The following is a 13492-nucleotide window of genomic DNA, read 5'->3' as shown; positions in this document are numbered from 1 at the left end:
ATTAATAGATTAACCTACAATTCTATGTAGTCATCTAAAGGTTACATTTCAAGGGTTGGAGTTAGTAAAAGTGTATAATTTAAGGTTTGAACAGAAGTTTTATGGGTTATATACCGCTAGCAAACCGTAGTCTAATATCTTTATACGGACCAGATACGAGAGATTTTCTTCAGGGTGTTATAACAAATGATATTAATAAACTAAGTAGCCAGCAGGCAATTTACTCTTTATTACTCAACCCTCAGGGAAAATATCTGTACGATTTTTTCCTCATTGAGCATGATAAATATATTTATTTGGAGTGTGAAAATACCCATCTACAGCAAATAATTGAAAAATTAGACTTGCTCAAAACTTACCTTAGAGTGAGGATTAAAGACATCAGTTCAGTATATAAGGTTGGAGTTTTGTTTGATGCTAAGTTGGCGAAGTGTAGTAGTAAGTCACAAGTTATTTTTCAAGATCCAAGGCACAAGCTGCTAGGAATGAGGATCATACATAAAGATGAAATAAAAGAACCGGTTGGAGATTTTATTCAGTATGAAAAAGTTAGAATTAAAAACCTTGTCCCAGATGGAGCAAAAGATATGGTGCAAAATTCATCATTTCCGCTGCAATATTTAATCGATAAGATAAATGGTATAAGCTTTAATAAAGGGTGCTATATAGGTCAGGAAGTTGTAAATCGAATGAGCAGACAAGAAAGATTCAGAAGGAAACTTTACCTTGTTGAGGGAAAAAATGTACTTCCAAATATTGGCACTAAAGTAATCAGTGAACATAATGAAGAAGTAGGAGAACTACGCTCTAGTGTCGACAATATTGGACTTGCATTGCTTGATACTGGAAAAAGCCACGCAAATTTATATGTCAGTGGAGTTAGCATTAAGACGTTATAAAATATCTATTCGAGTAAAAGCCCCTTTTTCTTGTTTAAGTGTTTGTGATATTTAGTTAAATTATTGACTTTATTATTTAAATATATCATAACTAAAGTATATTATTATTTTTAGTAGGAGAGTTTGATATGGCGTTATAGCATTTCTCATAATAGTCCGAACAGGTCATAGGAAGGCAGAATCAACAGCACGACGAAAGGATTCGAATAGAGGAATGTTTTTCCTGGCTCTGTTTTTTATAGCAAACCAATAATGCTCAATTTTGTTGAAATCTGGAGAATATGGAGGCAGATACAAAATTTCTGCACCAACTCCTTTAGCAAGCTCGATAATCTTATCAGACTTATGAAAAGTAGCATTGTCAAGAATGACAGTTTGTCCAGGTTCCAAGATTGGTGTCAAAAATTGCTCAAACCATCCATTAAAAACATCCATATTACAGTGGCCTTCAAAGGTTAATGGAGCAACTATAGCACTTCTCATAATAGTCCAAAAAAGGTAAGATATAGATTTATAGTAGTGAAGGTAAGGATGCCAGTAGCATATAGTTATGACTTAAGGAAAAGGGTAATGGAAGCGTTGGATGAAGGAGAGAGTGGAGAAACTGTTGCCAAGAGATTTAAGATCGGAAAAACAACTTTATATGAGTGGAAGAAAAGACGTGAGAAAACGTGAGATTTTCAGTCAAAAAAGCCTGGAAGCATGGGCTATAACCATAAAATTACCGACTGGAATGCATTTGCCGAATTTGCAAATGAGCAAGGTGGCAAAACTCAGTCAGAGATGGCTAGGCTTTGGGGCAATATTAGTAGACAAACAATTCATCGAGCACTTAAAATATAGGATTCACAAGAAAAAAAGACCTATGGATACAAAGAAAGAAATGAGGAAAAGCGATCTCAATTTGCAAAGGTTATAGCGACAAAAGAACTTAAAGAATTAGTGTATATAGATGAGTCTGGCATTGATAGCAGTGAAGACTACCCTTATGGATATTGTCAGAAAGGACAGCGGTTTTATGCCCTAAAATCTGGCAAGAAAACTCAGCGAATCAGCATGGTTGCAGCCTTAAGTGGAAGAAAAATAATTGCTCCGTTAACCTTTGAAGGCCACTGCAATATGGATATCTTTAATAAATGGTTTGAGCAGTTTCTGACACCGATTTTGAAACCTGGACAAACTGTTATCCTTGATAATGCTACTTTTCATAAGTCTAATAAGATTACTGAACTTGCTAAAGGAGTTGGTGCAGAAATTTTATATCTACCTCCTTATTCTCCAGATTTTAACAAAATTGAGCATAATTGGTTTGCTATAAAAAACAGAATTAGGAAAAACATTCCTCTATTCACATCTTTTCGTCATGCTGTCGATTCTTCCTTCTTATGATTTTTTTGGACTATTATGGGAAGGGCTATATATGCTGCTGGCATGCTTACCATCACTACTATAAATCCATATCTTACCTTTTTTGGACTATTATGAGAAGTGCTATAACAGAAGAACAAAAAACTTTATGCAATGATCTAGAGCTTGTAATAAAAGGAACCGGAACTAAGGATATAGTTCAAATACTTGAAGAAGCTAAAACAGAAGATCTTTTTGCTGTTTTTAAATTATATAGAGGCGAAAAAGGAGACGAAGATTCTTCTTATACAAGAGTTAGCCTTTTATTCGATCTTCTTGGTAAGAATAAAATTTGCGAATCAGCCGTTTTCGATATGGTTAAAAAGAGAAATATATTAAAAGAATTTTTAAGTATCGATCTTGGCTTTGTAGAATCGGATAATGGTATTCGCGAAGATTATAGAATGGTTGATATTATTGTGAAATCTTCAGTTAATATAACTGAATTTTTAGATTTAATCAAAGACAAATTTGGATTAAAAGAGTTTTGGAAAGCTTTACCTGAAGATTCAGATCGTAATATGATTAAAGGTGCTTTAGAAAGAGAGATGGGGAAACTGGAAGATGATCAAGAGAAAAGTAAATATAAAAATTTTCTAGAAGAAATCAGGATAATCGAATTGGAACAAGAGCTCAATACAATAACGTTAAGGGGAATGGAAAGGACACTAGATTTTGGAGATAACCGTGAGTTAAGGAAAAATGCAGCTAAGAAAGGAATGAAATTTGGTGCTATTGGTGGTGCTATAACTACATTGGCAGTTGGGTTAGGATTGTATTTTGGTACTGGTGCCGCATTAACGGCATTGCCGACTATAATTGGTATAGCTTTAGTCGCTGCATTATTAGTTGGAGCTACGATTGGTGCTATTACGTACGATGTTTTAAAGCCTAAGAGTTGTATAGGTACCGTTTATACGACAAAAGGGTTTGACACTGTAAAACAAGAAACTAATACAGCGACAGGTATATCAGTTTAATTAAGTAGAGCGAAGAAGTTTCTTCTTCCTTTTTCTCCAAATTTTTTACTTCGTTAGGTACCCTTAATCCTATTCAGGGTACCTAGATCTGATAATAGGTGTAACCATAAACTCGTGCAAAAGCCTCTTTTTCTTGTTTAAGTTATTCACAGAATTGTTAATAACTAAGTTGATAACCTAGTAGAGTATATAATTTTACATTTCTGAGTACTTTGGAGATCTATAATAAATATGATCTCCAAATACTAATATATATAATTGAAAGCAAAAGAACTGTGGATAACTCTAAAAAGTTATATTTATTTTAATATTTAAAAAAAAAGAAACAACCATTAAGGGAGCCAAGCTAATACAATCATATAAAAGATTACATATTTAGTTATAATTTTAATACTTTTCTAACAAAAGCCAATAAGGGGGTAGTCTTGGAAAAATTTTCCTAAAAGATAAAATTTTTAAGTGCTTTTGAAGTGATACTTTAGGTATTATTAAAGTAATACTTTTAAAGTATCAATTGAATATTTTTGAGCATTAATCTGAAGGTTCAACAGGCACTTTTTTATGCTGTTTGAGAAGAGCAAAAATTGCATTTTCTCTTGCTGAAAGCTTGTGTTTCTTATATTTTCCATAATACACATTATGTAATTTTCAATACTAACAAAAACATTTCCCAAATTTTTACACAGCAACCTATCTGGTTCTGTCGCATCTATAAACCATAGAAAAGAAGATCATTAAAGCTGGGATTATAGGAGTTATAGAGCCATTAACATAGCAAAATTCTCAAAAGTAGAAACATTGTCACTAGCTCCGATAATTTGTTTTTTCTGAATCATGCGAATATTTTCTATACCTGTAATAGTAATCTTTGCGGAATGAAAATTTTTAAAACTAAGCATAGGCTTTATTCGCTTCTTGATAAACCTCTCAACAATATTATTTATACCAATTCCCACTATGTAAAGAACAGATAGACAATAATGGGAAAGAAGTGATACTAGAGTAGATAAAATAGAGAGGTATAATGGCATTAAGGTCAAAACTGTTAGACGAAAAAGTTGTAAATTTGGCGAAAGAAATGTTAAAAAAGGTCAGAAATAACGCATATGTTTCAAAAAGTTACAAGCGGTGATAGCAGGAAAAGAAAGTAGTATAAGCGCTGTGGCAAGAATATGTAAAATTTCAAGGACTGCTTTGACTGAATGGATAAAGCATCTAAAATTTGGTAGAGTAGAAAAATTATTTTCCCCTTCTCAGCGGCGAAGAAAAAGCAAATTAAACAAAAATCAACGTGAGCAAATTGAAATATGGGTAGAAAGAAATCCAAATATCAAACACAATACTTTACGCAACAGAGTCTACGATACCATAGGCTTACTTGAAGATGTTCTGTGTAATTTTATTGTCAGTATTTCCAGTGCTACTATTAAACGAGTTTGTAATGTTTCTTATTTGTTCGATTAGTAATGGAATTTGGTATAAGATATTTTATTTGAAGAACTGTGATTCTATAATCTTCAGAAATTTCTGCATTCAAATCATCAAGAGCAGCAGTATTACTGCCGCTTTTATCAATGACAATTTTCTCGGGAAGATAGTTACTCCTGAAGGCTTTACGAAAGAATGCAAGTGCTGCAGACTTGTCTCTACTAACACACAAGAGGAAGTCTACAGTATTACCAATAGTGCTCTATATAAATAAACCCATTTACCGTTTAATTTAATGTAGGTCTCTCCAACTACTACCAACCTGCTTCTTTCTTTTCCTTACTGCCTAGTCTATCAGTGGTGATAACCCACTTTGTAACGTAGCATGGTCAATTTTTGCTCCCCTTATACTCATAATTTCTTCCAAATCTCGATAGCTCAAAGAGAATCGACATTTCATGTATACAGATAACATCGCTGAAAAGCTAAATCCTTTGAAGGATGGCAATAATTTTTGATTGATACGAAACATCTTTGCTTTATTTTTAGACAATTATATCATTCTTCTTTCTACTTCCCTACAAATGCGACAGAACCGTTAAAATGAGCATGGCTTTTATTATAGAATGCCCCCTATAGAAGTATTATAGACTATGAAGACTTATTTTACAGGTTGTGGTACGTGTTGTTGATAAAATGTTTTTTCTACATGTACTTTTTCCACACTGCACCTTCTTGATAAGACTGGCTCCTCAAGACATTTTATACGTTGTTGTACATCATTAATGCACTGCCCTATAATATCACCAATTTTTCCATCAGCATTTTTTGCCAATAACTCATCAAATCTCTTCTCAACTTTTGCTCTCTCAGAAATGTTTTTTGGAATATTACAATATTCTAAAATCTCATCTATCTGAAACCGTTTTGCTAATAGGAAGTCTTCTTGTTCTTGAATTTCCTTAGTCTTAGCTCTAGAGTAATGATTTCCTTCAAGATATATTGTTTCTCTCTCTTTACTACCCCATAACTCGTCATTTAATTTATAACTCTCACGATTCAAGAACTCATTTAGTTGATCATTGTTTATCATTTCAGGATTTGGTTCAAATTTTTGTTGTTCCTCTCTACCATCCACTTCACAATGGACATTAATTTCAATATTAGCTAAAGAAGCTAATACCTGAACTTCTTCAATGAAAATAAAATAATTTGGTCTTTCTATTGCCTTAAGGTAAGCTTGGTAAAGTTTAGATTCATTAAGAAATGAGCGTGTAATGAAATCACTGTTATATTCGGCATTATAGTCACTCTCACCAATGCCATCAAGAGCCTCTGCATATTCACTTAGATTAAGCACAGCTTGATTATGCGATATATTAAATTTGCTAACAGCTCTACTTACTAACCTCTTCACATTACCTTCAGCATTTTTAATTTTCCTATTTGTTTGCTTAACCAGACCCTTTATTTTATCAGACTTGCCAGTTAAATCCCCTGGCTTATTAAAAAACATATTAAAAACCTTTTCTAGCTGATCCTTTAAAGGAGCTGGCATACTTGGATCATCCAAAGACGTAAATCGACTTAAAAATTTGTGCCATTCCATTCTCATATCTTGCGCTCTTTCAGCTTTATATGTACCAGAACTGTTATCACCAAACACTGCATGAAAAAAGCAATTGCCATCACCTGCAGTATCATATTTAACTACTTGGTTATTAGAAGGTTCTTTTTCTACATTACTCTCTGAAGTCTTGCGTCCTTTAGCATTTTCAATACTGTCAAAACCATTTGGTAATTTCCGTTTTCTAAGCCCAACCATAATTTCTACTTTAATTCAAGCTATATGTTATTATATCAACTAACTTATTAATAAGTAACTAATTAGGTATAGCAAAAATTTTTTAATTATGCAACAATTAAGGCTTTAAATAGCAAATATGAGCTTTAACTGTGGTATAGTTGGGTTACCAAATATAGGAAAATCAACTTTATTTAATGCACTTACAGAGTCAAGTGCAGCTGAAGCTGCAAATTATCCTTTTTGCACAATCGAGCCAAATGTTGGCAAAGTGCCAATACGAGATCAGCGTTTGAAACAAATTGCCGCGATTGCTCACTCAGGGAAAATAATCTACAATCAACTGGAAGTTGTCGATATTGCCGGCTTGGTTAAGGGTGCGAGCAAGGGTGAAGGACTAGGAAATAAATTTTTGAGTCATATCAGAGAAGTTGATGCCATTGTTCATCTGCTCAGGTGCTTTACGGATGACGATATCAGCCATGTAAACAGTGAAATAGATCCAATATCAGATGCTGAAATAGTGGAAATGGAGTTAATTCTAGCTGATATTGATAGCATAGAAAAAAGGCTTCCTCAATTGGAAAAGAAAGCAAAGCAAGGTGATAAAGAGCTAAAGAGACAACTTGAATTAATGCAAGAGGTATTAGCTACTTTAAAATTAGGCAAACCGGCAAGAAGCTTGGAAAATATCGATGAAGATGAGATGAAGTTGCTTCAATTGCTAACAACAAAGCCTGTTATGTATGTATGCAATGTTGAAGATACGAATATCATAACTGGTAATGAACTATCTAAAAGGGTGGAAAAAATGGCGGAAGAAAATAAAAGCAAATTTTATTGTATTTCAGCGAAACTTGAAGCAGATATTGCAAATCTTGATAGTGAAGAGGAAAAACAGAATTTTTTATTAGAATTTGGCTTGCAAGAATCAGGACTTGATGGAGTAGCACGTATTATGTATGAAGTGCTAAGTATGATAACTTTTTTTACTGTGGGACCCAAAGAAGCACGTGCATGGCCAATAAAGATAGGATCAACAGCTGACAAAGCAGCAGGTGTAATTCACACTGATTTTGAAAAGGGCTTTATAAAAGCAGAAACCATAAGCTTTGAAGACTATATAAAATATGGAAGCGAATCAGCTTGCAAAGATGCAGGGAAAATTCGCTTCGAAGGCAGAGATTATATCGTGCAAGATGGCGATATAATGCACTTTAGGTTTAATGTCTAATTAGTCTAGCACCTTCCTGATGCAGCCCGTGAATTTTTATATTCTCTTCTCTCTTCTTCCTCTATCTCCTCTTCAGATAAAGGAGAGAAAGAGAACTGCCCTATCTCCAAATTATCAATTTTAGTTCCAGGAGTTTCATCACATCTCTTTATTATCTCTTCCTGTGATTGCACATCTTGCTCCAGATATCCTTCTAAAAATTCATGTAAAGCTTTACCTTCTATAAGCACATCTTCGCTTTGCTCAGCTAATTTCAAAATTCCGTCTAGTTCAACATCTTTACCATTAATAGTTGCCTGACCAATCTCAATTTCACTAGGATTTACATTTAAACTAATAAAGCAGTTAACAGAATTACCTTTCTCATCTTCTGTACTCCACCTAATTTTCATATCGCATGTTGCATCTTCTGCAAAATAGTAATTTCTTTTTCCATTATCATTCTTCTCAACCGTTACTATTCTTTTATCGTTACTGTGTATTTCTACTATCTTTACCTCATTTTTATTTCTTTCCATCCCTTCAATTTTGTCAGTGAAAAGACGGCTGATTTCTAAGCTACACCCAGGCTTAGAAATATTAATACTAAGATGATCATAATGATTAAGAGAACGCTTTGCATATGCGCATGGCACATAACATCCATCAAAAAAAGCAACTGCACTATCAGTTTTGAGAAATTCCTGTCCGTTACTCATCCCTTCTTCGACTCGAAGAAGATATCTACCCAACCTCTTTTTAAAATTCTTTTGCTTGTCTTCAGGAATAGACTTTTCATTCAATATACTTATTATTTCTTTTTGCTTACTTAATACCACATAATTAAAAAGGAAAATGTTCTTATTCCATCGATAATAATTCGCTATTTTATCAAATGGATCTGCAGGCCAGCCTTTATTATAATTTACGTTATCCTTATCATCTTTACACAAATTATCCTTAAGGCCAAAATTCAATTTTCTAAAATCTGATAATACTTTTTCTACCCTATCTTCAAAAAATTGAAGTTTATTTTGAAATTCTTTCCCATAATTCATTTTCTCATTTATTTTAAGAAGATATTCACTAAATTTCTTCCTAAAATTTTCTTGATCTTTGTGGGCAAGCCTCTGGTCTAATATATCTGTTATGTATTTTCGCTTATTCAATATTACGTAGTTAAAAAGGTCACTTTTTTTCCTCCTTCCATAATCTTCTGCTATTTCGTTAAAACACTCATTACTGTTCTTAAAATCCAATTTTTCGAAGTCTTGGAGCACGTTTTTTACATCATCCTCACTAAATTGAAGATTTGTTTGAGGAGACGCGTCAGTTCTACTTTGATCATCAAGTTGAGGACTTTTTTTAGTAGATTGGACTAATAAACTTTCTGTGCTGTTAGAGAAAGAATGATTATTTTCTTCAGATTGAGAACTTTTCTTTTTAGATGTATTAGTAAAAAAATTAGTTAGTGAACTAAACATTAAGCACCTCTTAGTATTACTATTTAACTATAACTTAATGCCAAATGTTGTAAAGCTAAAATTAATATGTAAATTCATCTTTTAAGACGATTATAAGTATCTTCCTTCTATAAAAATTTTATAATCAGCATATGACAAATGTTTAAGATATTGATTTTGTTTGTATTTTTATTACTTTACCAGGCAATATTATTAATGAATTAGTCAGACAAATATCTTGGCCAAACTTTACTCCATCCACAAACTCTCCATTTGTTACTCCAGTTGCAATGAACACTGATTCACTTCTTGCCATGTCTTTCACGGTGTAGATTTTTTCTGGGTCAGTGATATTCAAATTTTTTGCTCTTTCTTTTAATTGATCCGTGTCAAATATTAATCTTCCTTCTATCTGCCCACCGATTGAGCTTAGCGCTGCTGCTGCAAGCACTCCTTCTGGAGCTCCTCCTGTGCCGATATACATATCGTGATTGCCATTTATTAGCGAAAATATGGCTGCAACATCACCGTCATCTATTAATTTCACTTTTGCTCCTAGCTTCCTAATTTTTGCTATTAATTCATCATGTCTTTCACGTTTAAGTACAGTTACTATAAGATCACTTGCTTTACATCCTTTTGCCTTGGCTAAATTATCCAGATTCTTCTCAATCCTATTTTTTAGTGAGACTACACCCTCTGGGAGATTTTTTCCCACCGCTATTTTTTCCATATAAACATCAGGTGCGTGTAAAAAATTACCTTTTTTCGTTGCAGCAAGAACAGACATTGCCCCTTGTTTATAATGAGCGCAAATCGTAGTGCCTTCAAGTGGATCAACAGCGATGTCAATCTCAGGGCCACTTCCTGTGCCAACTTTTTCTCCGATATATAGCATCGGTGCTTCGTCCCTCTCCCCTTCCCCAATCACAATTGTACCATTTATTTCCATTGAGTTTAGCACCGTACGCATTGCATCAACTGCAACCTGATCGGCCTTTTTTTCATTACCAAGGCCTGCCAATTTATATGCAGCAAGTGCTGCAGCTTCGGTTACTTTCACTAACTTATAGGCTAAATCTTCCATCATTTACTCGAGAATCATAAATCAATATATATCATGCCATTTGAGACTGCAAGATTACTTGACTAATTTTGATGGAATCGATATAATAAAACATCGTAATAGTAGGTTTAATTATGCTGTACAGTAAGGAGGACACCAGAGAGTTATGTCTAGATGCAGATAGCTTTTTAATTAATGATAATAGGTACAACAATAAAATCACCCTTGAAAGCTTGCAAAATAGGTTAGGAAGAAAGACTAAATTTAAAGACATTGATTTGCAAAGTAAATGCGAAGGGAACAATTCATTAGGAGATTTACTTTTAAAACTTGCATATGAAAATGACTACCTACGTGTTAGGGAATTTTTCCTTAAAAATGGATTCAAGCTTCCTGAGCAAGAACAAGTAACTGCTGATGAAAATAAGGAAAAGGAAGAGCAAAATACACCTAATGTAGAAGAAGATAGAGCAGAACTTAGCAACAAAAATGAAGATGATCAATTTTCTATGTCATACAATAAGATAAGGAAAATTGTAACTAATAATTCTAATATAACTGCTGAGGAGTTTAGTAATGAGCTTAAAAAAGAGAAAATAGATATAAAAATAACAAACCAAGATGGTTGGACCTTGCTTTATTATGCTGTCCGTTCAGAAGGACCTTATATTACCGAAGATCGTAGTATATTTTTAAAGACTGTTGAGTTACTCACAAATTTAAATATCGGAATCGATTTTAAAGATACTGCTTCCAAAACTGTGTTGGGTACAGCTGCAATAAATAAACAAACTGATATTATAAAGATACTTTTGGATAGTGGCAAATTTAATGAAGAAGAAAAATTTAACGCTCTGCGTCTTGCTATTATCCAAGGTAATGTTCAAGAAGTTGAAGCATTTTTAGGTTATGTAAATGATGAAAGCAGACAAGCAGCTTTAGATTTGGCTATGAATAATACACAAGAAGAAATTATTTATGTGCTTTTAAACTTTATTACATCAGAAACAACTAATGTAGAAGAAAATAGAGCAAAGCCTTGCAGAAGTAATGGGAACATTGATAATAGACCTGTAGCAACAGCGCCTCCAGTTAGTACTAATGGTAATAATAACAAAAATGAAGCACCTGTATCAACAAGGACTGGCCCAACTGTCACACCAAATAATGATAAGAAAGCTAACGGCTTTGTAGAGGCTCAATTTTCTCCACCACATGAAAAAGAAACTAAATACAAAAAAAGTAAGGAGAGTTTTTACACCTCATTAAGGAGTGATGTTATTGGAGTTGTTATTGCAGGATTGTTTGTTGCTGCTGCTGTGACGGTTCCATCTTTAGCTGGTGCATTAGTTTGCAGTGTCCTAGCTATTTTAGTTGTAATGGTAACTGGATTACATGTAAAAAATTTTACACTTCCAAGTTACAGCGAAATGAGAGAAAATAAGGTTGAACCTGTAAATTCAAGTTTGAGAAACCATGCAATCTAGCTCCTAGAATCACTTTTCAAACCAATTATAATTTCTTGATTGTTAAACCACTTTATCAAAATTAAGTGGGACTAGTGCGATTCGAACGCACGGCCTTCGGATTAGGAATCCAACGCTCTATCCTACTGAGCTATAGTCCCATGTCTTCTGCTATTTATGCAAAATTATAGCAAAAAGTCTCGCATTTTTCTAGGCACCCTGTACAATTAATTCACAATAATAAAAAATATTTCTGTATTTCTTGAATGTAATACTGTTATATTTAATAATACGATTCCAATTGAAAGATTAATGCTAGTTAACAATATTAGTTACTTTTATAGTAATCAAGATGGCTTTGCTTTAAGCAACATCAACATTCAAGTGAAGAAAGGAAGTGTTGCCTGTTTACTAGGTCATTCTGGCTGTGGCAAGTCAACAATTCTAAAATTAATCGCAGGAATAGAAAATCCAAAATCTGGAACCATTGTTATAAATGATAAATTAGTTGCAAGTAACAAAGTGTCAATTGCTATAGAGCGTAGAAATATCGGATTGATTTTTCAGCATTCTGCATTATTTCCTCATAAAACAGTAATAGAAAATATAACTTTTGCTATTTGCAGTACTTCTAAAAAAGAAAAATACCTTACTGCATTGGAAATCTTAAAGCTATTTAATATAGAAAAATATGAAAACATGTACCCTCATGCTTTATCAGGAGGACAGCAACAATTAGTTGCAATAGCAAGAGTAATGGCGCAAAATCCTGATGTTGTTTTGCTCGATGAACCATTTTCTAATTTAGATATACTGCTCAAATATCGAATAAGGCACCATATATTGTCACTTTTTAGAAGCAAAAATATTCCTGTACTCATGGTAACTCATGATCCGCAAGAAGCGTTGAAAGTTGCAGATTTTATTTACGTGATGAAAAATGGTAAAATTATTCAATCAGGAGTTCCTAGCTACATATACCACAGACCTAAAGATGATACGTTAGCAAAATTTTTTAGTGAGCTTCCTTTTACTCTACAGCTAAACTAAACTTAATGTTAGGCTAAAACTATTATAAGATAATTAAAAACTCTTGATTTATAATTTAATAAAAGTGATATAATTTATGTATCACTTGGCTTCAGTCAAGTTTTAATACCTAAAAGTTAATATTTTCAACGGAGGTACAAATGAGTTTAGGTCCATGGCAGCTGTTTCTAGTCTTAATAATAATCTTAGTTCTATTTGGTGCAGGTAGGTTACCACAAGTTATGGGTGATTTAGGCAAAGGCATTAAAAACCTTAAACAAGAACTTAAGGATTCAGAGAAACTATCATCTAATGAACCAGATCGTTAGCTTCCTTATGTTTCGTGACACGCACTAAAGTGCGTGTCATTTGTTTAAACAAGGCTAAAGAATTGAAGAGGTATGATTGAAGTACAGTAATAATTATGTTAGTTAGAATGTTATTAAAGGTTAATCGTGGAAAAAAGTGAGAAATTGACTGAAGAAAAAAAATTGGCCTCTGATATTCTAAAAGAGGTTGCAGATACCAATAACAACGATAGTGATAAAGTAACATTGTTCGACATCAAAACAGCTTTACATGAGCGCGGTTTTGGTATTTTAATAATCATCTTCTCTTTACCGCTATCAGTACCTATACCTGTTCCACCTGGCTATACAACCATTCTTTCTATACCTTTAATCTTATTTTCACTGCAGCTTCTATTTGGGTTTGATTCTCCTTGGATTGTATATTAA

10 protein-coding genes, 1 tRNA gene and 5 pseudogenes are annotated in these 13492 nt (G+C 33.3%); 9 read left to right on the top strand and 7 right to left on the bottom strand.

Annotated elements, in window-relative coordinates:
- Window positions 1-101: 101 nt before the first annotated feature.
- Complete coding sequence (locus O1Q06_RS02210) at window positions 102-899, top strand: YgfZ/GcvT domain-containing protein (RefSeq protein ID WP_410542895.1); 798 nt, start codon at window positions 102-104, stop codon at window positions 897-899.
- A gap of 165 nt (window positions 900-1064) precedes the next feature.
- On the opposite strand, the gene O1Q06_RS02205 is transcribed toward O1Q06_RS02210, so the two are convergent.
- Window positions 1065-1406, bottom strand: coding sequence for a transposase (locus O1Q06_RS02205; RefSeq protein ID WP_410543135.1), 342 nt, complete (start codon window positions 1404-1406; stop codon window positions 1065-1067).
- Between the two features lie 24 nt (window positions 1407-1430).
- Here O1Q06_RS02205 and O1Q06_RS02200 point away from each other — a divergent pair.
- Both O1Q06_RS02200 and O1Q06_RS02195 read left to right on the top strand, forming a co-directional pair.
- Window positions 1431-2288, top strand: a pseudogene (locus O1Q06_RS02200) (IS630 family transposase).
- A gap of 92 nt (window positions 2289-2380) precedes the next feature.
- Entirely contained in the window at window positions 2381-3286 is a 906-nt protein-coding gene (locus O1Q06_RS02195) for a hypothetical protein (RefSeq protein WP_410542894.1), read from the top strand.
- A gap of 755 nt (window positions 3287-4041) precedes the next feature.
- Here the strand turns inward: O1Q06_RS02195 and O1Q06_RS02190 are convergent.
- Window positions 4042-4230 (bottom strand): annotated as a pseudogene (locus O1Q06_RS02190) (IS6 family transposase); the annotation flags it as partial.
- A gap of 80 nt (window positions 4231-4310) precedes the next feature.
- Here O1Q06_RS02190 and O1Q06_RS02185 point away from each other — a divergent pair.
- A pseudogene (locus O1Q06_RS02185) lies at window positions 4311-4750 on the top strand (hypothetical protein).
- Here the strand turns inward: O1Q06_RS02185 and O1Q06_RS02180 are convergent.
- Both O1Q06_RS02180 and O1Q06_RS02175 read right to left on the bottom strand, forming a co-directional pair.
- A pseudogene (locus O1Q06_RS02180) lies at window positions 4728-5246 on the bottom strand (IS6 family transposase); the annotation flags it as partial. The pseudogenes O1Q06_RS02185 and O1Q06_RS02180 overlap by 23 nt on opposite strands.
- Before the next feature lie 129 nt (window positions 5247-5375).
- Window positions 5376-6539 carry a hypothetical protein gene (locus O1Q06_RS02175; RefSeq protein ID WP_410542893.1) on the bottom strand — a complete coding sequence of 388 codons (1164 nt, stop codon included), beginning with the start codon at window positions 6537-6539 and terminating at the stop codon, window positions 5376-5378.
- 118 nt (window positions 6540-6657) lie between these two features.
- Here O1Q06_RS02175 and ychF point away from each other — a divergent pair, with 118 nt between their 5' ends.
- The gene (gene ychF, locus O1Q06_RS02170) at window positions 6658-7752 is read left to right on the top strand and encodes a redox-regulated ATPase YchF (protein WP_410542892.1); all 1095 of its coding nucleotides are present in this window, start codon (window positions 6658-6660) and stop codon (window positions 7750-7752) included.
- Window positions 7753-7757: 5 nt separating this feature from the next.
- Here the strand turns inward: ychF and O1Q06_RS02165 are convergent, their stop codons facing one another.
- Window positions 7758-9215: a hypothetical protein gene (locus O1Q06_RS02165; protein WP_410542891.1), complete on the bottom strand. Its 1458-nt coding sequence runs from the start codon at window positions 9213-9215 to the stop codon at window positions 7758-7760.
- A gap of 142 nt (window positions 9216-9357) precedes the next feature.
- Window positions 9358-10281, bottom strand: a complete 924-nt coding sequence (glpX, locus tag O1Q06_RS02160; RefSeq protein ID WP_410543134.1) for a class II fructose-bisphosphatase — start codon at window positions 10279-10281, stop codon at window positions 9358-9360.
- A gap of 212 nt (window positions 10282-10493) precedes the next feature.
- Between glpX and O1Q06_RS02155 the strand changes: the two genes are divergently transcribed.
- On the top strand, window positions 10494-11747 hold the full coding sequence (locus tag O1Q06_RS02155) for an ankyrin repeat domain-containing protein (protein ID WP_410542890.1): 1254 nt from the start codon (window positions 10494-10496) through the stop codon (window positions 11745-11747).
- Window positions 11748-11813: 66 nt separating this feature from the next.
- Here the strand turns inward: O1Q06_RS02155 and O1Q06_RS02150 are convergent.
- Window positions 11814-11887, bottom strand: a tRNA-Arg gene (locus tag O1Q06_RS02150).
- Between the two features lie 151 nt (window positions 11888-12038).
- Here O1Q06_RS02150 and O1Q06_RS02145 point away from each other — a divergent pair.
- The 3 genes and pseudogenes from O1Q06_RS02145 to O1Q06_RS02135 form a co-directional block, all read left to right on the top strand.
- Window positions 12039-12776, top strand: a complete 738-nt coding sequence (locus O1Q06_RS02145; RefSeq protein WP_007302769.1) for an ABC transporter ATP-binding protein — start codon at window positions 12039-12041, stop codon at window positions 12774-12776.
- 140 nt (window positions 12777-12916) lie between these two features.
- Complete coding sequence (locus O1Q06_RS02140) at window positions 12917-13084, top strand: twin-arginine translocase TatA/TatE family subunit (protein WP_006013840.1); 168 nt, start codon at window positions 12917-12919, stop codon at window positions 13082-13084.
- 126 nt (window positions 13085-13210) lie between these two features.
- Window positions 13211-13483 (top strand): annotated as a pseudogene (locus O1Q06_RS02135) (exopolysaccharide biosynthesis protein); the annotation flags it as partial.
- Window positions 13484-13492 lie beyond the last annotated feature (9 nt).

This window comes from Wolbachia endosymbiont of Tetranychus urticae (genome assembly GCF_046529255.1).
Classification (GTDB): Bacteria; Pseudomonadota; Alphaproteobacteria; order Rickettsiales; family Anaplasmataceae; genus Wolbachia.
Note: the sequence above shows the minus strand (reverse complement) of the source record. Positions and strands in the feature narration are given on the sequence as shown.